Annotated in this window: 22 protein-coding genes and 1 pseudogene; 10 read left to right on the top strand and 13 right to left on the bottom strand. The window is 59.8% G+C overall.

The features are described 5' to 3' along the window. Positions 1-17: 17 nt before the first annotated feature. The 8 genes from ACYAS9_RS13890 to ACYAS9_RS13855 form a co-directional block, all read right to left on the bottom strand. Positions 18-824, bottom strand: a complete 807-nt coding sequence (locus ACYAS9_RS13890; RefSeq protein ID WP_463568864.1) for an SDR family oxidoreductase — start codon at positions 822-824, stop codon at positions 18-20. Next, the gene (locus ACYAS9_RS13885; RefSeq protein WP_463568863.1) at positions 821-1414 is read right to left on the bottom strand and encodes a cysteine hydrolase family protein; all 594 of its coding nucleotides are present in this window, start codon (positions 1412-1414) and stop codon (positions 821-823) included. The genes ACYAS9_RS13890 and ACYAS9_RS13885 overlap by 4 nt, the downstream gene beginning before the upstream one ends. After that, positions 1414-1947 carry an aromatic-ring-hydroxylating dioxygenase subunit beta gene (locus ACYAS9_RS13880; RefSeq protein WP_463568862.1) on the bottom strand — a complete coding sequence of 178 codons (534 nt, stop codon included), beginning with the start codon at positions 1945-1947 and terminating at the stop codon, positions 1414-1416. Before ACYAS9_RS13880 ends, ACYAS9_RS13885 begins: the two co-directional genes overlap by 1 nt. Then, positions 1937-3304 carry an aromatic ring-hydroxylating dioxygenase subunit alpha gene (locus ACYAS9_RS13875; RefSeq protein WP_463568861.1) on the bottom strand — a complete coding sequence of 456 codons (1368 nt, stop codon included), beginning with the start codon at positions 3302-3304 and terminating at the stop codon, positions 1937-1939. Before ACYAS9_RS13875 ends, ACYAS9_RS13880 begins: the two co-directional genes overlap by 11 nt. A gap of 36 nt (positions 3305-3340) precedes the next feature. Beyond that, positions 3341-4297, bottom strand: a complete 957-nt coding sequence (locus tag ACYAS9_RS13870) for a PDR/VanB family oxidoreductase (RefSeq protein WP_463568860.1) — start codon at positions 4295-4297, stop codon at positions 3341-3343. Between the two features lie 209 nt (positions 4298-4506). Further along, positions 4507-6969: a TonB-dependent siderophore receptor gene (locus tag ACYAS9_RS13865; RefSeq protein ID WP_463568859.1), complete on the bottom strand. Its 2463-nt coding sequence runs from the start codon at positions 6967-6969 to the stop codon at positions 4507-4509. A gap of 80 nt (positions 6970-7049) precedes the next feature. Next, entirely contained in the window at positions 7050-8006 is a 957-nt protein-coding gene (locus tag ACYAS9_RS13860; protein WP_463568858.1) for a FecR domain-containing protein, read from the bottom strand. Continuing rightward, a complete protein-coding gene (locus ACYAS9_RS13855) occupies positions 8006-8518 on the bottom strand; it encodes a sigma-70 family RNA polymerase sigma factor (protein WP_463568857.1) in 513 nt (170 codons plus the stop codon). The genes ACYAS9_RS13860 and ACYAS9_RS13855 overlap by 1 nt, the downstream gene beginning before the upstream one ends. A 226-nt stretch (positions 8519-8744) precedes the next feature. Here ACYAS9_RS13855 and ACYAS9_RS13850 point away from each other — a divergent pair, with 226 nt between their 5' ends. From ACYAS9_RS13850 to ACYAS9_RS13840, 3 genes and pseudogenes are all read left to right on the top strand, one after another. After that, positions 8745-9593 (top strand): cache domain-containing protein, encoded by an 849-nt coding sequence (locus tag ACYAS9_RS13850; RefSeq protein ID WP_463568856.1) that lies wholly within the window; start codon positions 8745-8747, stop codon positions 9591-9593. Beyond that, a pseudogene (locus tag ACYAS9_RS13845) lies at positions 9593-10648 on the top strand (methyl-accepting chemotaxis protein); the annotation flags it as partial. The gene ACYAS9_RS13850 and the pseudogene ACYAS9_RS13845, both read left to right, overlap by 1 nt. A gap of 27 nt (positions 10649-10675) precedes the next feature. Beyond that, positions 10676-11539, top strand: coding sequence for a methyl-accepting chemotaxis protein (locus ACYAS9_RS13840; protein WP_463568934.1), 864 nt, complete (start codon positions 10676-10678; stop codon positions 11537-11539). Positions 11540-11592: 53 nt separating this feature from the next. Here ACYAS9_RS13840 and ACYAS9_RS13835 read toward each other — a convergent pair whose 3' ends face one another. Together ACYAS9_RS13835 and ACYAS9_RS13830 are read right to left on the bottom strand one after the other, a co-directional pair. Next, positions 11593-12315: an EthD domain-containing protein gene (locus tag ACYAS9_RS13835; protein WP_463568855.1), complete on the bottom strand. Its 723-nt coding sequence runs from the start codon at positions 12313-12315 to the stop codon at positions 11593-11595. Between the two features lie 143 nt (positions 12316-12458). Further along, positions 12459-13070: a TetR/AcrR family transcriptional regulator gene (locus ACYAS9_RS13830; RefSeq protein WP_463568854.1), complete on the bottom strand. Its 612-nt coding sequence runs from the start codon at positions 13068-13070 to the stop codon at positions 12459-12461. Between the two features lie 126 nt (positions 13071-13196). Here ACYAS9_RS13830 and ACYAS9_RS13825 point away from each other — a divergent pair, with 126 nt between their 5' ends. Further along, positions 13197-14387 (top strand): efflux RND transporter periplasmic adaptor subunit, encoded by a 1191-nt coding sequence (locus tag ACYAS9_RS13825; RefSeq protein ID WP_463568933.1) that lies wholly within the window; start codon positions 13197-13199, stop codon positions 14385-14387. A gap of 17 nt (positions 14388-14404) precedes the next feature. Next, complete coding sequence (locus ACYAS9_RS13820) at positions 14405-17530, top strand: efflux RND transporter permease subunit (RefSeq protein WP_463568853.1); 3126 nt, start codon at positions 14405-14407, stop codon at positions 17528-17530. A 182-nt stretch (positions 17531-17712) separates the two neighbouring features. Here ACYAS9_RS13820 and ACYAS9_RS13815 read toward each other — a convergent pair whose 3' ends face one another. Beyond that, the gene (locus ACYAS9_RS13815) at positions 17713-19038 is read right to left on the bottom strand and encodes an MFS transporter (RefSeq protein WP_463568852.1); all 1326 of its coding nucleotides are present in this window, start codon (positions 19036-19038) and stop codon (positions 17713-17715) included. 332 nt (positions 19039-19370) lie between these two features. Continuing rightward, positions 19371-19556 (bottom strand): hypothetical protein, encoded by a 186-nt coding sequence (locus ACYAS9_RS13810; protein ID WP_463568851.1) that lies wholly within the window; start codon positions 19554-19556, stop codon positions 19371-19373. Here ACYAS9_RS13810 and ACYAS9_RS13805 point away from each other — a divergent pair. The 5 genes from ACYAS9_RS13805 (at position 19555) to ACYAS9_RS13785 (ending at position 25087) form a co-directional block, all read left to right on the top strand. Continuing rightward, on the top strand, positions 19555-20433 hold the full coding sequence (locus tag ACYAS9_RS13805; protein ID WP_463568850.1) for a LysR family transcriptional regulator: 879 nt from the start codon (positions 19555-19557) through the stop codon (positions 20431-20433). The two genes, ACYAS9_RS13810 and ACYAS9_RS13805, sit on opposite strands and share 2 nt — an antisense overlap. Before the next feature lie 140 nt (positions 20434-20573). Next, positions 20574-21251, top strand: coding sequence for a response regulator transcription factor (locus ACYAS9_RS13800; RefSeq protein ID WP_463568849.1), 678 nt, complete (start codon positions 20574-20576; stop codon positions 21249-21251). Next, the gene (locus ACYAS9_RS13795; RefSeq protein WP_463568848.1) at positions 21229-22605 is read left to right on the top strand and encodes a sensor histidine kinase; all 1377 of its coding nucleotides are present in this window, start codon (positions 21229-21231) and stop codon (positions 22603-22605) included. Before ACYAS9_RS13800 ends, ACYAS9_RS13795 begins: the two co-directional genes overlap by 23 nt. Before the next feature lie 78 nt (positions 22606-22683). Then, on the top strand, positions 22684-23868 hold the full coding sequence (locus ACYAS9_RS13790) for a D-alanyl-D-alanine carboxypeptidase family protein (RefSeq protein ID WP_463568932.1): 1185 nt from the start codon (positions 22684-22686) through the stop codon (positions 23866-23868). A 94-nt stretch (positions 23869-23962) separates the two neighbouring features. Continuing rightward, positions 23963-25087 (top strand): metallophosphoesterase, encoded by a 1125-nt coding sequence (locus ACYAS9_RS13785; protein WP_463568847.1) that lies wholly within the window; start codon positions 23963-23965, stop codon positions 25085-25087. Here ACYAS9_RS13785 and ACYAS9_RS13780 read toward each other — a convergent pair. After that, positions 25059-26084 carry a carbon-nitrogen hydrolase family protein gene (locus ACYAS9_RS13780; RefSeq protein ID WP_463568846.1) on the bottom strand — a complete coding sequence of 342 codons (1026 nt, stop codon included), beginning with the start codon at positions 26082-26084 and terminating at the stop codon, positions 25059-25061. The two genes, ACYAS9_RS13785 and ACYAS9_RS13780, sit on opposite strands and share 29 nt — an antisense overlap. Positions 26085-26086: the final 2 nt, after the last annotated feature.

Raw genomic sequence — 26086 nt, 5'->3', positions numbered from 1 at the left:
TCGGGTGAGTGTTGTTATCAGACGTTGTCGCGCAGCCGCTCGAACCATACCCGAGGCGACAGGCCTTGGTCAGGGCCCAGAATCGAGAAGCCGCCGTCCACCGGAATATCGACGCCGGTCACCCATGACGCGCCGTGGCTGCACAGGAATGCAACAACCTGGCCGACTTCGTCACCACGGCCTACACGGCCCAGCGGGTGAAACGATGCGCCCACTCTGTCGGCCACGGCGATGTCGCCGCCACTGAGGCCGGCCACCGTTGGCGACCAGGTCCAGGCGGGCGACACGCTGACCACGCGAATGCCCGCTGGCGCCAGGGTCACGGCCAGGTTACGGGTCAATTGCAGCATGGCGGCCTTGGAGGCCGGGTACAGCGCGCGGCCTGCGGCACCGAACTTGCCACCGGTGCTGCCGATGTTGATGACGGTGCCGCCTTCGCTCATGTGCGGCGTTGCCTTCTGCACGAAAATCGCCGCCGAGACCAGATTGACGTTCAGCGTGCGCAGCCACTGTGCGCGGTCCGACAGCAGGCCCTGGTCTTCATAAATGCAGGCGTTGTTGACCACGATGTCCAGGCGCCCCAAGGCGCTCAGCGTCGCGTCTATGCAGTGCTCGATGTCGTCGTCCAGTTCCACATCGCACGCGACAAAGCGGCAGCGCTCGCCCAGTTCGATGGCCAGCGCCGCACCGGTTTCGCGGCTGCGCCCGACCAGCATCACACTGGCGCCGGCGTGCAGCAGTTGACGGGCAATGTCGGTGCCCAGGCCTTGGGTGCTGCCGGTGACGATAGCCACCTTGCCCTGCAGGGAGAATGTCGAGGTCATGCGCTGCACTCCAGAATGCCTGGCACATCGCTGATGCTGGCGATCAGGCGCATGCTTTCCAGCGACGCCAGGTGAATGGCCGGTTGTGCGGCGGCGCAGGCATCGCTCAGCACGGTGACGTCAAAGCCCCGGTCCACGGCATCGCGCACCGTGCTTTCGACCACTGAATGGGTGGCCACGCCGGCAATCAACAGGTGCCGGGCTTCCAGTTGACGCAGCAGGGTACTCAGCGGTGTGCCATGAAAGGCATTGATGCGCGTGTGCGTCACCACGAATTCCAGTGGCCCCGCTTGCGGCTGCAAGTCGTGATAAAACGCTGCGCCCCATGTGCCGTCCTGAACGGCACCGCTGGCAGCCACGGCGCGCAGAATCGGTGCGTTCTGGACCAGGTCGCTGTAGTCGGGGCGGTAGGCCACGCGCACATGAATGATCGGCCAGCCGCGCTCGCGGGCGCCTTGTTGCAGCGCCACGGCTTGTCTGATCAATGCGCTGCGTGCCGGATCGTCGGCGGCCAGGCCCACACGAATGCGGCCGTCGGGGTGCAGCACGTCGTTCTGATAGTGCAGGGCGATCAGCGTCGGGCGGCTCATCAGACGAACACCTCAAGGTTGGCGAACACGTCGTTGCAGTTGATCAGGTCGACCCGCTTGAGCTGGATTTTCCACTCGCCGTTGTCCTGGGTCGCCAGCTTGTAGGTGTAGCGCCCGGCCAACTGGCGCTGATCGAGGCGCCATTCACTGACCTGAAACGTCGCGCTCACCACCAGCAGGCCCTGGCGATCGAGGCCTTCGACCATCACATTGCCCACCAGGTGCGCGGTGCGCGTCACCGGCTGTTGCGACCAGTTGCGCACGTTTTCGACCCGGCGAATGCGCACCTCGCGCAGCATGCGGTTTTCCCAGAACAGCGAGATGTGATCGAACGGATCGACCTGGCCGTGTTTCTGCGGCACCCAGTACATGCCCGAATCGGTAAACAGCTGGTCCCATTCCCAGAAGCGCCGCTCATCCAGCAGCCGCGCTTCCTGATACAGAAAGTGTTCGAGCTGGCGCAGGGTTTCAGCGGGGACTTGCGCAGGCGTCAGGTCCTGGGTCGAAACGTCGACCGTGCGATCAAGCAACATGGGTGCTCTCCTTGGCAATCACGCAATCCTTGGCAATCACAGAGTCCTTGGCAATCACAGTGGCGCTCATGTAGTGCTTCCACGCGGCAAACTGATTGCGCATGGGCAGCTCGCTGGTGCCATTGGTCGATACTGCGCCGTCGGGCAGCAACTGATCGGTGCCGGCGTAGCGGTGCATGCTGATCCACTCGCCACCACGGGTCATGTTGCCTTCCTGGCAGCGGGCATAAACCTCGACATCGTCGGGCATGACATTGGAGGAGGGCGAGTTGATCACGTTGGCGTAGGTGAGGGCGCGGTCGAACACCGCATCCGGCGCACCTTTGCAGCGGAAGGTCTGAATCTCGACCAGCGTGCGGTCCACGGCGATGGGGCGGATCACCCGAAACTGCATGAACACCGTGTGTGGCGAGCCGCTGCCGTAGATCACCGTGTTGTGCCGGTTCATGCCCAGAATGCTGCGCGCACGCTCTTCGCCGTAGGCCTGGGTCAGGCACTCGAAATGCTCTTTGGAGACCTCGTCACGCTCGGCGGCGGCCGGGTCGAAGATCGCTTCCATGTAGCCGTGGCCATTGTTATAGGCGCGCAGCTCGAGTTTCTCCCAGAAGTCATACGGCTCGCCGTTGCCGTCCATGATCAGCAGTTCGAAGGGCATTTCGCCCAGTGATTCAGCTTCGTCGCGGGCGGCATCGACCGAGGATTCATGGGTCACGCGGGCATGCATGGTGTCGTGCAGGTTCTCGTAGAAGACCTTCCAGTTCGAGCGCTGCTGGACCCTGAAAATACCGCCAGCCACTTCCACTTCACCGACCGGTGAGCGATCACAGAGGTTATCGATGGAGGTGATCACGCCTCCGAGAAAGCTTTTCAGGTCGGGGCCGTGGTCGATCTGGCTGGCGAAGACAAAGCCGCGATAGCTGTCGACCCGCGCCAGGCTGACCATGGAGAAATCGGGGTGTTTTGGATTGAAGCAGGTGCCCTCGAAGCCGTTTTTGAGCGGTGCCGACAGGTGCTGGCCGTCGAGCTTGAAGGTCCAGGCGTGGTACGGGCAGCGGAAGAACTTGCCGACATTGCCGTCGCCTTCGGCCACCAGCTTGGCGCCTTTGTGCGGGCAGCGGTTGTAGAGCACGTTGACCTGTTTGTCGGCGCCGCGAACCAGGATCACATCCTGATCGCCGATGCGCGTGGTGTGGTAGTCACCGACGTTTTTGACCTGGCTTTCATGGCCGACATAGATCCATGCCTGACCATAGATACGCTGCATTTCCAGCTCGAAAAGCTGCGGGTCGGTGTAGACGCTTTTATGCACGCTGTCGTCGCGGATCAGGGCCGCGATCTGTTCATTGCTGGGAATCATGAGGTTTCCTTTTTGACGGCCATAAAAAAGTCATGCTTACAAATCGAGGACCAGCCGGGCGCCGCTGGCGCGTGAGACGCAGGTACAGAAACTGCCCTCGGCACGCTCGCGCTCGGACAGGCAGATGTCGCGGTGCTCGACCGCGCCTTCCAGCACCTGAGCCACGCACACGCCGCAGTCGCCGCGCCGGCAGTCGAACATCGGGTCCAGGTCGGCCTCGATCATCGCCTCCAGCACGGTCTGGCCCGCCGGCACCTGTAACGTGACGCCGCTGGCGCGCAACTCGACCTCAAAGCCCGCTTCTGCCTCCAGGCTGCTGTCGGCACCCAGCGCCCCGATAAACAGTTCGCTGTGAACCTGGCTGTCGTCCCAGCCGCAATCGCGTGCGGTTTGCAGGACGCTGGTGATCAGTGATTTGGGGCCGCAGACATACAGCTGGCGGCCGCTTGCCGGCGAGCCCAGCAGCGTGGATAACGGCATGCGCAAGGCCGGATCGCCGCCGCTGACCCAGCACTGCGCCGTGGCCAGGGCCTGCACTTCAGCGAGGTACGCCATGCCTGCCGCCGCGCGGCCTGCGTAGTGCAGGGTGAACGGCAGGCGGCGGCTTGCCAGCGAGCGGGCCATGCCGAGAATCGGCGTAATACCGATGCCACCGGCGATGAGCAGGTAGTCATCGGCGGCGTCCATCAGCTCGAAGTGATTTTTGGGCGCGCGTACGGTGACCGGCTCGCCGACCTGCACGCCATGAATCCAGCGCGAACCGCCGCTGCTGCGGTCTTCGAGCTGCACGGCGATTTCGTAGTAGTCATCGTTGGGCAGGTTGACCAGCGAATAGGCGCGCCACTGGCTTTTCTCGCCCGGGATCTGCACTTCGATGTGCGCACCGGGGGTAAAGCCCGGCAAGCGTTGCCCGCTTTCATCGACCAGAATCAGGCGGCGGATGGTGGGTGTGAGCGGCTCGATCCGTTCTACACGCAAAGACAGACTGGACATGCACGATTCCTGAGTAAGGCGAGCGCGGGTCGCCGTTGAAGTCGTGCTTACTGTAGGGAGTGGGGGCGTACGGAAAAAAGCCGATACCGGCAAATCGATAGCCGCATCTTGCATAAATGCACAGGGCCGGGTGTGCAGGCCCCGTGTGTGTTATGCGACAGCGCAGCAGGTGATCGACTGCCATGAACGTGCAGGCATTGACTGATCGCTCAGTACGTCCACTTGACCGTCAATGTGGCGTTACGCGGGTCGCCGTAGAAGTTGTTGCCGCCACGGTGACGATTGGACACCGGGATGTAATAGACCTTGTCGGTAAGGTTATTGCCCACCAGGCTCACCGTCGTGTGCCGGTCCAGGCGGTAGGCCACGCTGGCATTGAACAGCGTGTAGCCGCCCTGGTACATGTCGCGGGTGGTGTCGGTGCTGCTCTGGCTGGTCAGGCCACCGCCAATGCTCCAGCGGTCACCGCCTGCCGCCAGCCTGTAATCGCTGTACAGCCGGAACATGTGCTTGGGGAACCACTGGCCGTAAGGGTCTCCGGCCTTGAGGGTGGCGGACTCATCGTCAAGGTATTCACTGCGGCTGAAGGTGTAGCCGGTGTACACCTGCCAGCGATCGCTGAGCGCGCCCGATGCTTCCAGCTCCAGTCCCTGGCTGCGCACCTTGCCGGCGGCTTCGTAGCAGTTGACGACGCAGGCGGGGTTACCGCTATCGATGGCGCGGTTTTCCTGAATGATGCGAAACACCGCCGCCGACGCATTGAGGTCGCCGCCAAACCAGGCGCCCTTGATGCCGGTTTCATAGTTGGCACCGACGATAGGCTTGAGCGGTGAGTTGGCTTCGTTGACCAGATTCTGCGGCTTGAAAATGCTGGTGTAGCTGGCGTACCACGAGAGGTTGTCGGTGAAGTCCCACACCAGCCCGCCGTAGGGTGTGAGCTTGCCGTCTTCGCTGTACGGCGAGTGTGATTCGTTGCCTGTGGTGAGGTTCTTGAACCGCGAGTTGAAGTAGAAACTGCTGTAGCGGCTGCCCAGAATCAGCTTCAGGTCGTCGCGCAGGTTGAACCGGGTCGCGGCATAGACCGCGCGCTGGTAGTTGTCATAGCGATAGCGGTTGCGGTACGGCACCGTGTTCTCTGCCACGCTGGACGGCGCGAAGGTATAGACATCCACTAATGAGGTATTGGCAAAGGTGCCCAAGCGGTTGTCGTAGTGCTCCTTCTGATAGTCGCCGCCCAGTACCAGTTCATGGCTGCGCCCCAACAGCGGGAAATGGCCGCTGAGGTTGAGGTTTGCCGCGTATTGATCGCCGTTACTGTCCCTGTGGATCTCGTTGTTCAGGCGTGCCGTGCCGGCCGGGCCAACGCCTGCCACGCCGTTGCCGAATACGCCGATGAACTGGCCGTAGCCCTGGGCGTGGGTGTAGTTGAGCGAGCCGGTCATGGTCCAGTTATCGTTCAGACGGTGTTCAGCCTCGGCGAAAAGATTGTTTTTCTCGAAGGTCTTGTTGTTCCAGCTGGCGCCCAGGAAGGTTGAGCGCGACACGTCCAGGCTGCTGTAGTCGGTGGACATCGGCACCCCGTACAGGTTGGGCACGGTGCGCGACTTTTGCCAAGTGTAGCCGGTGGTCAGGGTCGTGTCGGCAGACACATCGTAAGCCAGCGTGCCGAAGACCACCTGGCGGTCCGACTGCACATAGTCGACGAACGACTGGCTGTCCTGGTACACCGTGACCATCCGCCCGCGCAGCGAACCGTCGTCGTTCAGCGGCCCGGACACGTCGGCCTCGTGGCGGTATTTGTCCCATGAGCCGGCGCTCAGGCGGGTCGAGAATTGAAAGTCGCGTGTGGGCGCCTTGCGAATCAGGTTGACGGTGCCGCCCGGCTCGCCAGCGCCCTGGGTCAGGCCCGACGCACCGCGCAGCACCTCGACCCGGTCGTAGATGGCCATGTCTGGCGAGTCACTTGACGCTTCGGCAGAACCCATGCCCGGCACGCTGCCCTGAAACCACGAACTGGCGCCATCCTCCTGAACGTTATCCATCGCAAAGCCGCGCGAATAGAAGCGCACCTGGTCGGAGCTTTCATACATGACGTTGACGCCGGTGACGTTTTTGAGTGCATCTTCCAGGCGCGTCATGTCCTGATCGTCCATGCGCTGGCGCGTGACCACGCTGACCGACTGCGGCGTTTCGCGGATCGACAGCGGCAGCCGGGTCGCGGTGCTCATGCTGCCGGTGGTGTAGGAGCCGCTGTGTTCAGTGGTGCTGCCCAGGCCCGGGCGTGCGTCTTGCACCAGCGTATCTTCCAGGGTTGTCGAGGCCCGGCGGTGCAACTGGAACGTCTGGCCACTGCCCGTCAGTTCAAGCCCGGTGCCGCTCAACAGGTATGAAAAGCCCTCGTGCAGCCCGTACTGGCCGCTCAGGCCCGGACTGCGCAAGCCTTCGGTGAGGCGCGTGTCGTAGATCAGGGCAACGCCATTGGCGGCGGCAAAGTTCGACAACACCTGGGTGAGCGAGCCGCTGGCAATATTGACCCGTGGCGCAGAGGCAGGCTTCGGGTTTGCGTCTGCGCCGAGCGAATGGACCGGCACGCCCAGTACCATGCAGGCACACAGGCTGCGGGTCAGGCGGGAAATCTTGAAAGGGCGGCGTGAATTGAAAGGGGTTGTCACCACAAGTGCTCCAATGAGTGAGTCGCACTGTGAATGCCAAGCGAAAACGCAAAAGTGTCAGTGCAGGATGAATTATTTTTTCAAACCGCCGACGTCAGGGCCTCGACCCGCACCCAATAGCGCGAAAAGTAGCGAACCCGTACCGGCAAAATGTCTTGCAGTTGCGCCAGCAGGCGGTCGCTTTCGACCAGGGCGAATACGCCAGAGACGCGCAACCTGGCCGCCGCCGCATCGCAGCTCAGCAAACCCGGACGGTACTGCGCCAGATGGGCAAGGTAGCGGTCCAGCGTCAGGCCCTCGGCAAAGATCAGACCTTGCTCCCAGGCCGCCACATGCGGATTGAACGGTGTGATCAGCGGTGCAAGGTTGCGTTGCACTCGCGTGGCCTGGCCGGCCTGCAGGCGTTTTACGCCGGCGCCGAAGGGGTGAATGTCGAGCAGGCCGTCGAACAGTGAGACGTCGACCTCGTCATCGCGCGCACTGACCATGAAGCGGGTGCCCAGCGCGGTGATCAGGCCCTGCGCGGTTTCGACCACGAACGGGCGTTGCGCATCATGCCCGGTGCTGACCACGATCTCGCCACGGTGCAGGCGCAGCCGGCGTTGCTGTGCATCGAACTGCACATCGACGGCGCTGCGGGCGTTCAGATGCAGGTGCGTCCCGTCGCTGAGCGTCCAGGCGTTGCGCTGGCCGGTGCCGGTAGTGAGATCGGCAAATTCGCGGCGCCAGACCGGCGTCTGCACACCGGCGGCTGCGGCGCCACCGACCGCCAGCAGCGCGGCAAGCAACTTGAGCGCGGCACGCCGGTCCAGTGCCGGCGTCTGCAAGGTGGCCTGCGCCACGGCGGGCGGCAGCCCCTGAAAACGCAGCACCACATCCTCGACCAGTGTCCAGGCGCGGGCATGCTCCGGCGCGCTGGCCAGCCATGCTTGCCACTGGTTGCGCTCGGCGTCGCTGACTTCGCCTGACGACAGCAGCGCGTACCAGTCGGCCGCCTGTTGCTGTGCCTGCGCCTGTGCTGACAGGTTGGCGGCCATCAGCGTTGCTCCTCGGCCACCGCTGCCATGCACCGCAACAACGCCTGGGCAATGTATTGGCGCACCGAACTTTGCGACACGCCCAGGCGCTCGGCAATCTGGCGGTGGGTAAGGCCTTCGAGCTGCGACAGCAAAAAGGCGTGGCGCACTTTGGCAGGCAAGCCGTCGAGCATGGCGTCGATGGCTTGCAGTGCCTCAAACAACTGCCAGCGCTCTTCTGGCGACGGCACCCGTTCTTCAGGCAACTGCGCCAGTGCCTCAAGGTAACTGCGCTCCAGTTGCCGGCGCCGCAACAGGTTGACGAACAGGCTGTGGGCAATCGTCGACAAATAGGCCCGCGGCTGCTCGACATCGCCCAACACAGGCTTGCCCAGCACCCTGACGAAAGTGTCTTGCGCAAGATCGGCAGCCACTTCCCGGCAGCCCAGGCGACGGTACAACCAGCGTTGCAGCCAGGTGTGATGCTCGCCATACAGGGCGGTGAACAAAGCTCGATGCTGGCCGTCGCTCATCAACGATTTTCCATGGGCAGCGCCCTGTGCAGATAGTTAATGAGAACGATTATCGCATGCGTCTTTGAAAATTAAAACGTGCGTAACATCATTGCGACACTGCGCTGGACACGCGCTATCGCCTTTGCCGATACATCGCATCGCCACTTGCGATTGGCCAGGTATCGGCCTTTTCCTGACACTGATGCACGGCCAATGACAAAAACAACAACAACGGAGCAAACCAATGCACGCAGTGAGCGCTATAGGTTATGGGCTGATTCTCTCTATCGCCGCAAGCCAGGCCAGTGCCGCGACGCCGATCCCTGATGATGCCGATCAGGCGCGGCAGTTACTCACCCGTGCCGCCGAGTATTACCGCACCCAGGGTGACGCCGCCTTTGCCGCGTTCAGCCGTCAGGGCGAGTTTATCGACGGCGAGCATTATGTCTTTGTGGTCGATACCAAAGGCACGCTGTTGGCCAGCGGCGGCAACTCGGCCGTGCTGATTGGCCGTGATGTATCCACAGTGCTGGACCCGGAACTGCAACGTGCTTTCGCCAACGCATTGACCCTGCCGGAAGGCATTGTCGGCAGCGCCGATTACCGCTGGATGAATGCACGTGAGGGCAGGGCAGAACTTAAGCATGTGTTCTACCAGCGCCTGGGCGAGCGCATTCTGGCGGTGGATCACTCGCTGCCGCGTGCCAGCGAGAAGCAGGCAGACAGCTTGCTGGAGCGTGCGGTGGCTGCATTGCAGAAAGACCCGGCAGCCACGCTCGCCGCCATCAACGATCTTTCTGCCGACTATCGTCTGGATGATCTTTATGTGTTTGTGATCGATCGGGTCAGTCATCGTTATCTGGCCCATGGTTACAACTCACGGTTGTTGGGCGTGGACTTCACGACCATCAAGGACGCCGATGGCAAGCCGATCGGCAGGCCCATCGTTGACCTGATGTCAACGCGCGACCGCGCAACTTACGCTTATCGCTGGAAAAGCCCGGTCACTTCAAAAGTCGAAGACAAGCATGCGCTGATTCGCAAGACCCACGACTATCTGGTGGTGGTCGGGTACTACCAGAAGCCACGCTGATGAGTGGGTTACTGCGCGTGTTGAGTCGTAAGCTGGCCAATGTGTCGGTCGGTTTCAAACTGTCGCTGGGTTTTGGCCTGGTGTTGATGTTTACCCTGGGCGTTGCGTTGACCGCCTTTCGCTCGCTGGGCGTCATGCAGGCGCGCAGTGAGCAACTGCGCAGCGAATCGACGATTCAAGCGCTGGTGCTACACGCCCGGATCGCTGAAAAAGAGTTTGCCCTGAGCCTTTCACCACAGGCCGCCGCCGAGGTGACTGCCAATATCGACTCGCTGGAGCAACAACTCGACAGTCCCCGGACCAGTGCCGACCAGCGCGAGGCGATGCGCCGTTCAAGTGCCGACTATCTGGAACAGTTCCTGCGCTACTGCGATTCCCTGCGCCAGGCCCGTGAAGCACGCCTGCGCATGCAGGAACGGGCGAAAACCGTGGGTGACACGTTTACCGGGGTATTTCTTGATCAGATGGATGTGCTCAATGCCCGGCTCGAACGCGGTGAGGCCCTGAGTGCCGGGCAAATGTTGCGCCTGGAACAGACCTCTGCGCTGCACGATAAACTCGCCAGGTTGCGCAACAGCGAGCTGTATTACTCCCTCGATGGCGAAGAGCGCTACCGCAGTGACTGGGAAACCAGCATCAGCGATGTGCTGGCCTCCATGGAAAGCCTGGCGCGCGACCTCAACGATCAACAACAAACGTCATTGAGCGTGGCGCGTACGGCTTTTCAGGATTACCGCAAGGCCTTCGAGCAATTCGTCGCCGATCGTGCGCAGGCGGCGCAGAGCGGTATCGCCATGAACACTCAAACCGGGCGCATCGCCGCGCTGCTTGCGCAAACCCATCAGCAGCAGGCGTCTGCGATCATGACCGACAGCCAGAATGCCTATCGACAATTGGGGCTTATCAGCTTGCTGGCGATCGTGTTTGGCATCGCTGCCAGCGTGCTGATTCGCCACCTGATCCTCCAGCCTTTGCGCCAGGCGGTACAACTGGCGCAGCGTGTTGCCGCAGGCGACTTGAGCGGTGAGCTTGCGCATTCACCGCGTGCCGACGAGTTGGGGCTGCTGAAAACGGTCAGCAACATGCTGGGCAACCTGCGTGCGCTGGTCGGGCGTATCGGCCAGGGCGTGACATCGCTGGATGACACGGCGGGCAGCATGGTCCAGGTCATCGAGCACAGCGGGGCAGGCGTTGTGCAGCAGCGCCACGAAACCGACCTTGCCGCCACAGCCATGCAGCAGATGACGGCCACGGCCATGGAGGTGGCGCGTCATGCCGAGCAGGCCAGTACGGCGGTCACGCTCGCCAGCAGCCAGGCCCATGAAGGGGATGAGCTGGTGCGTCTGGCGAGTGGAAAAATCAATTGCCTTGCGCTTGAGATGAACGGCTGTGCCGGGGCGATGCAGACCGTGCTCGAAGAAAGCGCCGCCATTGGTAGCGTGCTCGATGTGATCAAGGCCGTGGCCGAGCAAACCAACCTGCTGGCCCTGAATGCGGCGATTGAAGCCGCGCGGGCAGGCGAGCATGGCCGTGGCTTTGCAGTGGTTGCCGACGCGGTACGCGGGCTGGCCCAGCGCACACAGCGTTCGACCCGGGAAATAGAGAGCCTGATCACTCGTCTGGGCATTGTGGTGCGCGATGCCTCGGGGCGTTTGCAGGGCAGCCGGGTGCTGACGGATGAAACGGTGGTTCTGGCAGAGCAGGCCGCGTTGGCCTTGACTCGCATCACCGGGGCCGTGTCGAGCATCGACCAGATGAACCAGCACATCGCGGCAGCCGCCCGGCAGCAGAACCAGGTGGCCGGGCAGGTGGGCGAAAGCCTGGGGCGATTACGTGCCATTGCGCAGGGCAGTACCCGGCAAAGCCTGCAACTGCACGAGTCGACGCTTGAGTTGCGTCAGGTCGGCGATGAGTTGCAAGCGGCGGTTGGAAATTTTCGTCTGTGAGTGAGCGCGCCGACTGCCCATGATTAATCAGGGCAGTCGGTCCAGCAGCTTTTTTAGTTGTCGCCGGCAAAGATCACGTCTTCTTCGACCCACAACAAAAATTGTAAATGAGCACGGGCCAGGCCCGGCTTGACCAGTTCATGCTCCAGCCAGTCCCGATACCAGCTCAGCAGGGCAGGCATGGGCGCTTCGGCGGTGCACCAAATCTCGGCGACCCCCTCGATATCGTAGGTCGGGCTCTTGCCCGGCAGCACATCGTTCTGCACGTGCCTGGTTATCGTTTTTCCCAGGGGAGAGGCCAGGAGCGCTGCATGGCTCCTGGCCCAGGCGTGCCGAAAATCACTGGGCTCAATCTCTGGGGCGCGGGACACGAAGGCAAATAACTTGGGAGACTGAATGCAGGGCTCGCCGGCCTGAAGCACACGCTCGCAAATGTTGAGCATCACCACGTTTTCCTGGTCTACAAAGCGGTCTTCGTCATGCTTGAGATGTTCAAGGTAAAACGGCTGTTGACGTGAACGGACCATTGAATCGATGTCGTCAAAGCTTATCTGGGTGACAAAATCGCGGTTCAAGGCGAGCGGGTCATGGGCCGGTGAGCCCGCACGCACCGTTGCGTCCTGGACGGTGTTTTGCACGTAACGACGTGGCGCGTGGTGTGGATCAACTTCGATGTATTCTCGAACCCGTTCGCCATGGATATGGCGAATATGATGGCGATGTTCTGCGAGGGTACTGCCAGGGCGGCGTCGGCCGACGATCAACAACGTGATCATGCGTTAAATCCTTGAATCCGGTCTTGGATGGAGGGTTGCTCACGGTGTGGGGCGAATAACACTGGATGATCGTTTGCGTAATGACCAATCGTAAATCGCGCTGGCAGCTATCGCGTCGGGTGCTGGCGTGAGGCATCAACCCGTTACCCTGCCGTTGCGTAACCCCTCCAGAATGTGTCGACTGCACGGTGTACCGCCTCGCGTATTTCGGTGGTCGACAATTGGACCTTGATCCCCATCAGACGGGGCTGCACGGTTTCCGACTCTAACAAGGCCATCAGATGGCGTGCCGCTGCCGCAGGGTCTGCTTGACGCATATGTCCGGCATCCATGTTGTTCTGAAAAAAACCGGCTAATGCTTGCAGGCCGATTTTCGGCCCTGCCTCGTAGAAGCGTTGTCCGATATCACTGCGCCCCGACTCACTGATAACGGTGCGCAGCGTCTTGATCGTTGTATCGCTTGAAACGATGGTGATAGCCACTTCACCAAAGCGGCGCAGTGCCTGGGACAGGTCCTTGTCTTTGCTCACCAACAATTGTTCAAGGCTGGGCACGATATGGCGCTTTGCGGCGTCATGACTCACCGCCAGGAACAGCTCCTCCTTGGAGCTGTAATAGCGATACAGCGTGGATTTTGAGCCGCCTACTCTGGCAGCCACCTGAGCCATTGATGCCCCTTCAAAACCATCTTCCTGAAAGATCTCTGCAGCCGCCTGAAGAATGGCGTCCCGTTTTACGTCGGTGAGTACACGCAAGAGGTAGCTCCTTATTCGATACCAGGCGGTACATTATTATTGGACGCCCGAACGCTGTCAAAATACTTTACGGTACAGTTCGGTATCGTTATATTCCGGTTTTTAGTCGTGCGTCTGGAGCTTCCCATGAGTTTTCCTTTGACCTCTTGCCTGAGGGTTGCGGTGGCTGTTGTTTCAGTGGGCATGTTGAGCGGATGTGGAAAACCACCGGGAGGGCCGCCACCGCCCCTTGGAACGCCCGAGGTGGGAGTGATTTATGTGCAACCTCAGCCTGTGGTGTTCACCACTGAGTTGCCTGGGCGTACGGTTCCGTATCTGATCGCCGAGGTACGCCCTCAGGTCAACGGTATCGTGCAGACGCGGGCTTTTCGCGAGGGCAGTGATGTCAAGGCCGGTGACGTGCTCTACACCATCAACCCCGCCACCTATAACGCGACCCATCAAAGCAATATTGCGGCTCTCGCCAAGGCTCAGGCCACGCTGAAATCCAGCCGTCTGAAGGCTGAGCGTTACAAGGAGCTGTTGGTGATCAATGCGGTAAGCCAGCAGGATTACGATGATGTAGGCGCCTCACTGGGGCAAGACGAGGCGGACGTTGCCTCGGCCAGGGCCAATGTCGAAAGCAGTCGCATCAACCTCGCCTACACGCGTGTTGAAGCGCCTGTTTCAGGCCGCATCGGCAAGTCCAGCTTCACTCCCGGCGCCTTGGTGACAGCCAGCCAGACCGACGCGCTGGCGACCATCCAGCAGCTTGACCCGATTTACGTTGATGTCACCCAGCCCAGCGTTTCGCTGTTGCGCTTGAAGCAAGCGATGGCGCGCGGGGATCTGCAAAAAAGCAGTGCCAGCGCCGCCAACGTGCAGCTTGTTCTTGAGGACGGCAGCGTGTACCCGCTGCAAGGCACTCTTGAGTTTTCAGACGTCACCGTTGATCAGGACACCGGAGCCATCACGCTGCGCGCGCTCTTTCCAAACCCCAACGCAGACTTGCTGCCGGGTATGTACGTACGTGCCGTGCTGCAAGAAGGCATCAAAGAGAACGGCTTGCTGGTGCCGCAGCAAGCGGTGTCGCGCGACAGCACGGGTAAGCCGATTGCCTATGTGGTCGGTGCCGATCAAAAGCTGGAGCGCCGCACGCTAACCACGGAACGCGCCGTGGGCGATCAGTGGTTGATCGGCAGCGGCCTGAAACCGGGCGACAAGCTGGTCGTGGACGGTCAGCAACGCGCCGTGCCGGGTGTCGAGGTGACGACGGTGCCTTGGCAGCCTGCGCCTCCAACAGCGGCTGTCGAGCCTTCGCCATCTTCCCTTCACTGAGTCTCGGGTAAACCTTCATGGCACGTTTTTTTATTGATCGCCCGATTTTCGCCTGGGTCCTCGCCATCATCGTGATGCTGGCCGGGCTTATGTCCATCCTTACACTGCCGATTGCCCAGTACCCGAGTATTGCTCCGCCCGCGATCTCTATTACCGCCAACTACCCGGGCGCCTCCGCGAAAACGCTGGAAGACACTGTTACGCAAGTCATCGAACAAAAGATGAAAGGCCTTGACCGACTCAGCTACATGGCCTCGACCAGCGAGTCTTCAGGGGCTGTTACCGTCACGTTGACCTTCGAGAACGGCGCAGACCCTGACACCGCCCAAGTGCAGGTGCAGAACAAACTTTCGCTTGCCACGCCACTGTTGCCGCAAGAAGTACAGCAGCAAGGGGTGACCGTCACCAAGTCCACTGTCAACTTCTTGAATGTCCTGGCCTTCACCTCTGAAGATGGCAGCATGAATGGCTCCGATCTGTCGGACTATGTGGCGGCCAATGTTCAGGACGCGATCGGCCGCCTGGACGGCGTGGGTGAAACCACGCTGTTCGGCTCGCAGTACGCCATGCGGATCTGGATGGACCCGGATAAGCTGGTCAATTTCAACTTGACGCCCCTGGACGTCAAAAGCGCGATTGAAGCGCAGAACGTTCAAGTCTCGGCCGGCCAGCTAGGTGCATTGCCTGCCGCCGCCAATCAGCAACTCAACGCCACGATCACGTCCCAGACACGTTTGCGCACGGCGCAGGAGTTTGAGGACATTCTGCTTCGAACCCAGAGTAATGGTGCTCAGGTTCGTCTTCGCGACGTGGCCCGCATGGAACTGGGCAGTGAAAGCTATAGCACTGCCAGCCGCTACAACGGCAAGGCGGCTGCAGGGTTGGCCATTAAACTCGCTGCAGGTGCCAACGCGCTGGATACGGTCAACGCCGTCGACGCTCGACTGACCGAGCTAGAGCGTTTTTTTCCGCCGGGCATGAAAGTATTCAAGCCTTACGACACCACGCCGTTTGTACGTATTTCCATTGAAGAGGTGGTGCGCACGCTGATTGAGGCGGTGGTTCTGGTGTTTCTGGTGATGTACCTGTTCTTGCAAAACTTGCGTGCCACGCTGATTCCGACCATTGCCGTACCCGTCGTGCTGCTCGGTACCTTTGGTGTACTTGCAGCTTTTGGTTTCAGTATTAATACCCTGACGATGTTCGCCATGGTGTTGGCAATTGGCTTGCTGGTGGATGACGCCATCGTCGTGGTGGAGAACGTCGAGCGAGTGATGAGCGAGGAAGGCCTGGCGCCTAAAGAAGCTACGCGTAAATCCATGCAGCAGATCACCGGTGCCCTGATCGGTGTGGCGCTGGTACTGGCGGCCGTCTTTATCCCGATGGCATTCTTCAGTGGCTCTACGGGCGTGATCTACCGTCAGTTCTCAATCACTATTGTGTCTGCCATGAGCCTTTCGGTACTGGTGGCGATGGTCCTGACCCCGGCACTGTGCGCCACATTACTTAAGCCGGTTGCCAAGGGACACGCCCTGACCAATCGTGGATTTTTTGGTTGGTTCAACCGCACCTTTGACCGCGGCAACCACCGTTATCAAGGCATGGTTCGGCATATGCTGGGCAAGCAAAAAAGCTACATGCTGGTCTACGTGGGGTTATTGGCGCTGGTGGTATTGGGGTTCAGCAAATTGCCAGTGGGATTTTTGCCCGATGAAGATCAGGGCACGCTGTTTACCTTGATTCAGCTACCGCCCGGTGCGACCGCAAAACGCACCGACGAGATCATCAGGCAAGTCGAGCACCACTATCTGGTTGATCAGCAAGACGCCGTGGCGGGCGTATTTGCCGTGTCCGGTTTCAGTTTCGCGGGCAGCGGTCAGAATACCGGCTTTGCATTCGTCAAATTACGCCCATGGAATGAGCGCCAGGGTGAAGCCCTGAGCGTGGTCGGTGTCGCGGCCAGGGCGGGGGCTTACTTTGCGAAAATTCGCGATGCCCAGGTCTTTGCCTTTGCGCCGCCAGCGGTCTCTGAGCTGGGCAACGCCACAGGCTTTGACCTGATGCTGCAAGATCGGGCCAACCTCGGGCATGAGGCGCTGATGCAGGCGCGCAACCAGTTGCTGGCCACCCTGGCCAAAGATCCTCGGCTGGTGGCCGTGCGCCCCAACGGACAAGAAGACACTCCCGAATTTCGACTCGAAATCGATTCTCACAAGGCCGGAACGCTGGGGCTGTCGATGTCGGATATCAACGATACTTTCGCCACGGCGTGGGGCAGTAGCTACGTCAACGACTTCCTCGACAAGGGCCGGGTGAAAAAGGTCATGCTTCAGGCAGACGCGCCGTTTCGCATGCTGCCCCAGGACATTGGTCGTTGGTACGTGCGCAACAGCGCAGGAACCATGGTGCCTTTCACCGAATTCGCCAGTGCTCGCTGGACATCGGGTTCGCCGCGCCTGGAACGTTACAACGGCTCACCCTCAGTGCAGATTCTCGGTATGGCCATGCCCGGCGCGGCCTCCAGCGGCGAAGCCCTGGCTATCGTCGAGGCAGCGGTTGCCCAGTTGCCAGCAGGCATCGGTTATGAGTGGACCGGCCTGTCCCTGCAGGAAAAAGCCTCAACGGGTCAGACCGGACTTTTGTATACGCTCTCTATTCTGATCGTGTTCTTGTGCCTGGCCGCGTTGTACGAAAGTTGGGCGATACCTGTTTCAGTCATTCTGGTCGTGCCGCTGGGTGTCCTTGGCGCACTGATCGGCGCGATCCTGACGTGGAAGATGAATGATGTGTACTTTCAGGTGGGGCTGCTCACCACCATCGGTCTGGCGTCCAAGAATGCCATCTTGATTGTCGAGTTTGCCAAGGATCTGCACGAGCAAGGCAAAAGCCTGATCGACGCAGCACTGGAGGCGGTGCGCATGCGTTTGCGCCCCATCCTGATGACCTCGCTCGCGTTCATTCTGGGCGTATTGCCGCTGGTGCTGGGAAGTGGCGCCGGTGCTGGCGCCCAGAACGCATTAGGCACGGCGGTGATCGGCGGCATGCTCTCCGGGACGATTCTGGCGATCTTCTTTGTGCCGGTGTTCTTTGTTGTCGTCTGCCAGCTGTTCAACAGCCGCACCGCGAAGCACTCTCAATCCTGATGCTTCAAGCAGACCTGTAATTGTCAGTGGCAGGTTGAGATAACGCTAGCCTCTGATCCAGGCCTGTGGCGGCTTCAGCCAGCCAACTCAACCCATCCATCAGGCGAAATATATAAAAAGCGACCCGCCGAGGCGGGTCGCTTTAGGTGTGTTTGCGTAGAGCAAATGACGTGCTGCCCAGCTTAGCGACTTACATTATCGGCATTCCCTATAACAACCGCCTTTTTCTTGCTTCGTCCGGAATCCGATATAAAGATCATGGTAATCAGGACTGCCAGAATCGCCAGTCCAGCCAAGAGGTATAGGCCGCTGGCGAAGCTGCCGGTAGCCTCTTTTGCCATACCTATAATGCCTGGACCAAAGAAGCCTCCCAGATTACCTACCGAGTTGATCAGTGCAATCCCTGCAGCTGCACTTGTACCGCTCAGATACAGCGCTGGCAGTGGCCAGAATGGTCCCTTGCAACCCATGATGCCTATCGTGGCGACGCACATTGCTACGATTGCCAAAGAGCTGCCTGACAGCCAACCGGCTCCACCCAGACCGCCTGCGATAAGCAACAAGGCTGCGATCAGATACGCTTTACGCTTTTGGAAACGGTCTGAAAGAAAGCCAATGGCCAACATTCCAACGCATCCAATAAGGTAAGGTATTGCCGTCACATATCCAATCTCCATCCCTACAAAACCCTGCTGCTTGAGAATCTGAGGCAGGAACATTGAAAGCCCGACGTTGGCGGCGCATGCGCAGAAATAGATAGCGCACAAAGCAATGATTGCAGGGTTGAAAAATACCTTCAAGACAGACGCGTTGGTGCTTCCCGGCGATGCGTTAGTTTGTGTGTCTTTATCCAGTTCAGCTTGCAGCCAATCCTTCTCGGCATCTGTTAGCCACTTCGCAGCTTTTGGTGAGTCGGTGAGGTATTTGAGAACGACCCCTACCATCAGTACACCTGGAAGGCCTTGGATAATAAAAAGCCACTGCCATCCTTTGAGACCCAGCATCCCATCGAGTTGCAACAAGGCGGTTGATGCCGGAGCACCGATGGCCAACGAGATCGGAATCGAAAGCATGAACGTAGAGATGATTCGCGCACGATATCTGGCCGGGAACCACAGGGTGAGGTAGACAATAACAGCCGGGAAGAAGCCTGCTTCTGCTACACCCAAGAGGAAACGCATCACCAAAAAGCTTTTAGGGCCCTCAACCAGGGACATGCACGTGGCGATGATGCCCCACGTGAGCAGGATTCGAGCAATCCAGCGACGTGCACCCACCTTTGCCATCATGAGGTTACTGGGGACTTCAAATAGGCAGTATCCGACGAAGAACAGCCCGGCTCCCCATCCGTAGACAGTCGCCGTAAGGCCTATGTCAGCATTCATTGTAAGAGCGGCAAACCCGACATTGACCCTGTCGAGGTAGGAGATGATGTAAAGGCATATCAGCAATGGCATAAGCCTGATGAAGATCTTGCGAGTAACCTGTTTTTCTAAGGAAGTGCTCATGAAGTTACCTCTTATTGTTAGTGGCCCATAGCAATCAGTTGCCGTGGTAACTCTTCGGCTCAGGCAGGATTGAAGCGATAAAGCAATGAACTAATGCACGCAGTGGTTGATCCCGTGCGCGACGTTTGGATTAAAGAGGGTGGCGTCCGTCAAATCGATTTTCATGAAGTGCGATGCAGGATCCCTTCGTATAACAACCTGAGGAGTTGATGAGGAATTCAGAGTGGCAGGGGGCGACAGCAAACTCGACCTGGCAGACCAGCCACTGTGCTTGCGAAACATGATCTCGAACGTTCGTGATATCCATTTCTACGTGCTCCTTATCATGGGAATCAAGGGCCGATAACCACCGGCATGGCCGGAGCTTCCCTCTGGAGGTCGCGCTTCGTATCCAGGAAAATGGCAGACATCGTCCTGCATTTTTGTTTGGACACATTATCTACAAAAGATTTATTGTGTGAAAGCATAAAAAAACGGGTTTGAACAATAGAAAAATCTTCTTCTCGGGTGGCGTTCATGGATTCACGCTTCTTACAAAGCTTTTTAACGGTGGTTGAATGTGGATCAATTGCCGAGGGCGCCAGGCGTCTTGACCTTACCCCGGCCGCTGTTGCCGCTCGTATCCGGACGCTTGAGGACGACCTTGGGGTTCCGCTGGTCAGCAGGTGTGGTCGAGCGGTGAAGGTTACGCAGGCAGGTCGTCGTCTATTGGAGCATTCGAAGGGTATTGTCAGTAGCGTTAGCGACCTGCGTGCTGCTGCGCTCGATAACGCTGAGCATGGGCAACTGCGTATCGGCACTTTCTTCTCCGCAACCACCTCGATCTTTTCACCCATACTTGAGCGCATGTACGAAGTGCATCCCGACTTGTCTGTCTTTGTAGACGTTGGGTACTCTCCAGCACTCTCAGAAAAAGTCGTTGCTGGAATGCTTGATGCTGCGCTACTGGTAGAGCCCAATTTCAATATTCCCAAGTCGTGCGAGTGGCATCCGCTCACTGAGGAGCCGCTGATCGTTCTCGCTCCTGGGACTTTCAAAGGCACTGAAAATGCACATGATCTTTTACGCACAGAGCCTTACATTCGGTATGACAGGCGTATCAGGGGAGGTCGTCTCGCTGACAGGTATCTACGTGATCGAGGCATTCAGCCACACGTGAAGCTGGAAATAGACGGCTTGATGACCATAGCGACCTTCGTCAGTCGTGGGTTTGGCATATCGTTGCTACCAGATTGGCGCCCTATGTGGTCGCCAGCGCTGTCGCTTACGTGCATTCCCTTACCCGGACCGGCTCCAACCCGGCGTATCGGCATACTATGTCAGGCCCGTGGCCCGCGTGAAAAGCTGACTGAGGAGTTCATCCAGCATGCTAAGTCAGTGTGTTTACGACGTTGATCAATAGTCTCTCGCTTATCAGCCCGGATGCCGTGTGAGCGTATATTACCCTTCATTAATAAATATTTAATTTACCCCTTGTTAACGACTGCCTAGGCTGCCGCTCTCCAGACTCTTGAACACGAGGTCCAGAGACAAGCATGCATCAGGCGTTAGTCATCGAAGACGATGAGGTGACAGCCCAGTCGATTGCCACTGAACTTCAGGCCCACGGGTTTGCAGTGAACCTGGCCAGCACCGGCCGCGACGGGTTATCCATGGCCATTGCCGGCAATTACGATGTGATTACCCTGGATCGCATGTTGCCGGACTTCGATGGCCTGACCATTGTCAGCACCTTGCGCAACCTGAACATTGCCACGCCGGTGTTGATGATCAGCGCGCTGTCGGATGTGGACGAGCGGGTCAGGGGATTACGCCACGGCGGCGATGATTACCTGACCAAGCCGTTTTCGATGATCGAAATGGTGGTGCGCCTGGAAGTGCTGCTGCGCCGTCCGGCCGACCCTTCGACACTGCATCAATTAAGTGTCGGCACGCTGACACTGGACCTGATCGAGAACACCCTGACACGCGCCGGCGAACGCATTGCGTTATTGCCCACCGAGTTCAAGCTGCTGACTTACCTGATGCGCCATGCCGGCCAGCAAGTGACCCGCACCATGTTGTTCGAAGAAGTCTGGGGTTATCACTTTGATCCGGGCACCAACATCATCGATGTCCACATGGGCCGGTTGCGTAAAAAGATCGAGGGCCAGGGCGCCCCGCTGATTCGTACCCTTCGCGGAACGGGGTATGTGCTTGGCACCCAGGACTGAACGCTGGCGCTCCAGCAGCAGCCGCCTGATTGGCCTTTACGCGCTGTTTTTTGTCGCCTGGGGCGCTGTCTTTACCGGCGTCCTGTACTGGAACATTTCCGCTTACCTCGGCGCGGTGGCCGAGCGCACCCTGATGCAGCGGGCGCACTATTACCAGAAAGTCGACGATGCGCATTTGCTCGATGAGTTGCAGGGCAGCGAGGTGTATTCCATTCCAGGCATCGATGCCTATGGCTTGTTTGAAGCCAATGGGCAGTATGTCGCCGGTAACCTGTCAAAGCTGCGCGCCAGCCTGCCGGATGACGGTCAGGTCCATTACCTCAGGCACGGCTTGCGCATGGCCGGCAGCCGGGGCGAGACGCGCAGCAGCCATGCCTTTCTACAGCGGCGCAAGGATGGCCGGATTCTGGTGCTGGCGCGCGATGGCGGCTCTATTTCGGCGGTCGGCGGGATTATCGGGCAAGCGCTGTTCTGGGGCTTGTCGCTGACCCTCATACCGGGCCTGATCGGTTGGCAATTACTGCGCCGCAGGCCGCTACGGCGGGTCGAACGATTACAGCGCAGCACTGAAAGCATTGTGTCGGGCAACCTCAGCGAGCGGTTGCCGCTCTCCACGGCACGCGATGAAGTGGACATGCTCGCCAATGCCGTTAACGCCATGCTCGAACACATCGAGCGTTTGTTGCATGAAGTCAAAGGTGTCTGCGATGGCATCGCCCATGACTTGCGTACACCGCTGACCCGGTTGCGCGCGCGCCTGTATCAACTGCAACAACTGCCCATGACCGACAGCCATGCGCTCACCCTCAATCAAGCCCTGGAAGAGAGCGAGGCGATCATGTTTCGTTTTCAAGGCTTGCTGAGAATTTCCGAACTGGAAGATACCCGCCGCCGCCTGGCGTTTGCGCTGTTTCAGCCCGACACGCTGCTGCGGCAAGTCCACGAGTTTTATGAGCCGCTGGCGCAGGAAAAAGGCCAGGTGCTGGCGCTTGAACTGGGCGTTGACCTGCCGGTGATGAAAGGCGATCAGGCCTTGTTGTTCGAAGCCCTGGTGAATTTGCTGGATAACGCCATCAAGTTCACGCCGGCAGGCGGGCATATTTCTCTTGCGGCCACCGCCCAGGGCAATGGGCTGCGTATCGAGGTGATCGACAACGGCCCTGGCATCCCCGAAGCCGAGCGCGACAGCGTGCTGCGGCGCTTGTATCGCAGCGATGCCAGCCGCCAGCAACCGGGCTATGGACTTGGGCTTTCGCTGGTGGCGGCCATCGTTCGCTTGCACGCTTTCAGCCTGCAGATTGAAGCCTCGCAAACCGGCGGTACGCAGGTGGTGATTGATTGCCCGCCAGCATGAAACTTTATTAACAGTGCTTAATTCGGGCTGATAAGGGTCATCACTTATTTTGGCGGGCCTTTTGCCAACCTGGACCTGCTGCCTGTGAAACGACTGACCGGACGGATCTGCCTGCTATCTGTTTGCATTCTTTGGGCCGACACCGGCATGGCGGCCCCGACGCCACAAGCCATGATTCCCTCACCGCCACAATTGTCGGCCAGGTCCTGGGTGTTGATGGAGGCCGCGACCGGCCATGTCATCGCCGAACACGACGCCCGCGAGCGGCTGCCGCCTGCCAGCCTGACCAAACTGATGACGGTGTATGTCGCCACCCGCTATATACAGGCCGAGCGCCTCAAGGCTGACGAGGCGGTGGTCGTCAGCGAAAACGCCTGGCGCACCGAAGGTTCCAGAATGTTTCTTGAGCCGGGCAGCTCAGTCAGCGTGCATGACCTGTTGCAAGGCATCGTCATTGATTCGGGCAACGATGCCAGCGTGGCGCTCGCCGAGCACATTGCCGGCAGCACCGAGAGCTTTGCCAGCCTGATGAACAGCACTGCGCAGCGTCTGCAACTGCATGACACACATTTCAACAACCCGACCGGCTTGCCCGACCCCGGGCATTATTCGTCGGCGCATGACATGGCGCTGCTGGCCAGGTCGATCATCAGTGACGAGTCGGCGTACTACCCGCTGTACGCCAGGAAACACTTCACCTGGAACGGCATCCGCCAGCCCAACCGCAACTTGCTGCTGTGGCGGGACAATACTGTCGACGGGCTCAAGACCGGGCACACCGAGGCTGCGGGTTATTGCATGGTGACCTCGGCCGTCAGAGAAGGACGCCGCTTGATCACCGCCGTGTTCGGCTCAAGTTCCACCGCCGCGCGCGCCAGCGATACGCAGAAGCTGCTCACTTATGGCTTTCGCTTTTATGAGAACCACACCTTTGAAAAAGCCAATGCGCCCTTGGCAACGCCCAGGGTCTGGAAGGGCGATGCGCGCACGCTGGCTGTCGGTGTGCTCGATGACCTGACGCTGACCACGCCCAAAGGCTTGAACAAGGCCGGGACGCGAATGCAGATAAACGAGCCGCTGGTGGCGCCGATCAGTGCAGGCACGGTGGTCGGGAGCATTGAAGTATTCGACGGTGAGCAACTATTGACCAAGCGCCCGCTGGTGGCGCTTGAAGCCGTTGAAGAGGGCGGCTGGTGGCGACGCTGGACGGATGCCGTGCGTTTGCTGTTCGCCGGCTGGTTCAACCACATGCAGAGCGCCTGAATGAGGCGTATCAAACAGACTTGCAAAGCCCTTATCATCCGCGCAAGGCCTGGTACTTTCATCGGCCACTGCTTATGGCATAAGGAAAGTTTTGATGTTTCACGTGATGTTCAGCCTGCCTTGCCTCTACGTAATTATCCGGTTCATCTGGCCAATGCCGTGGGCGCTACCGTCCAGGCTGGTCGCCATGCTGCTGCTGTTGCTTGGCTCGCAATATCACCTGTATTCGCGGTTTTCTTCCGGCAGCGTGTTTTCTCCGGAGTTTCCACGCCCGGTGGTGATGCTCTTCAATGGGGTATTTGGCGCGATTCTGTTGATTGCGGTGCTGCAGATCATTGTCGACATCGCAACCTTGCTGGCGATGCTGATTCGCCGTCGACGCCTGAATATCCCGGCACGCGTGCGTTATGGCATCGCCACGGCGGCGCTGTTGCTGGCCGCCGTCGGCGTCAATCAGGCGATCCGCGTTCCGCCGGTAAAAGACATCGAGATTGCGATCAAAAACCTGCCTGTGCAATTTGAGGGTTACACCGTCCTGCAACTGACCGACTTGCATATCAGCCGCCTGTTTAACGAGCCCTGGACGCAAGCGGTGGTGAATGAGTCGAACAAGCTGGGTGTCGACCTGATGGTCGTCACCGGCGATTTGATCGACGGGTCCATCAGCAACAGGACGCAGGATGTCGCCGCCCTGCGTGACCTGCATGCCCCCGACGGTGTGTACGTGATCCCCGGCAACCACGAGTATTTCTTCGACAATGCCGCCTGGATGAAGCACTTCGTTTCGCTGGGCATGATCCCTTTGGCCAACAGTCACACGCTGATTGAACGTGACGGCGCGCAGATCGTATTGGCAGGCGTCACCGATGTCACCGCACCGACCACCGGCTTCCCCGCGCCCGACCTCAAGAAAGCGCTGCAAGGCGCGCCGAAAGACACGCCGATCATTCTGCTCGACCATCAACCCCGCAATGCCCGCTTCTCTGCCAGCCAGGGCGTGGCGGTGCAGTTGTCCGGCCATACCCATGGTGGAATGATCCTTTTCCTTGACCGGGTGATCGCGATGGCGAATGCCGGTTTTGTCTCCGGTTTTTACGATGTCGACGGTATGCAGCTGTACGTCAACAACGGCACCGCGCTGTGGCCTGGATTTGCCATTCGACTGGGCCGGCCATCGGAACTCACCCGAATCACGTTGCGGCGGGCGGCTGAGAGCTGAGTGACTTCAGCCAAGCGCCCGAATCCACGGCCTCCACGTCATCCACCCACGCCTGCATCGGCTGCGCCGGCGTGCGGTTGATCAGCAGGCGCAACACATCCGGTCGCGCGTAATGGCCGACCGGGTCCAGCGCCGCCTTGGCCAGCGCAATACTGCCCAGATCGATATCCGCGTACAAAATCCCTTCCTGCGTCTCGGCAATCGGCTCGCACAGCGGCGCGCCGTCCGGGCCGTAGATCATGGCGAAGCCGCCGCCTTCAAGCAGCCATTCGGCCTTTTGCGGGGTGTCGATCAGTTCGGCGAGCATGGCCTTGTCGACAATCGCGCAGGGCGCCAGCACAAAGCACTGGCCTTCCAGCGCGTAGACCTGAGAGGCGGCGTTGTTGGCTTGTGCGCTGAGCTGGAACGCCGCGCCGCGGTACACCGAAAAACTCGGCCAGGCCGCGACGTGCACTTGCTCGTGCTGGGCGTACAGGGCGAATTTGGACAGCGGCTGCACGTGCTCGGCGCAGTTCAGCGCGCCCAGCCGGCCCAGAGCGGTGTCGAACACCACCAGGTCGCGGCCGTCGCCTTCGCCGAACACTGAGCGTTCGACATGGGTGGGCTTGAGCTTGCGCCGGTTGCCGACCAGCCGGCCTTCGTCGTCGATGATTGCCTGCGACAGGTACAGCGTGCCGCCGCTGCGCTCGACATAACCCAGCACCACATGAATGCGATGTTGGGCGGCGGCATCCAGCAGGCGCTTGAACGGCTCGCTGTCGGGTGCCATGGCGTTTTCGAAATAGCGCTGCACAAAGCGCATGCCGCTGGCCGGCGCATCGGTCCAGATCCACCACGGGTAACCGGGAATCCACACCTCGGGAAAAGCGATCAGCGCGGCGCCCTGGCCGGCGGCTTCGGCGATCAGGTCGATGGCCTTGTCGATACTCTTGTGCAAATCGAGAAAAACCGGTGCGGCCTGGACGGCGGCGACCTTGTAGCGCGTGTGTTGGCTCATGC

Source organism: Pseudomonas sp. HP_08, from assembly GCF_055284095.1.
This window is presented reverse-complemented; position numbering and strand designations above follow the sequence as displayed.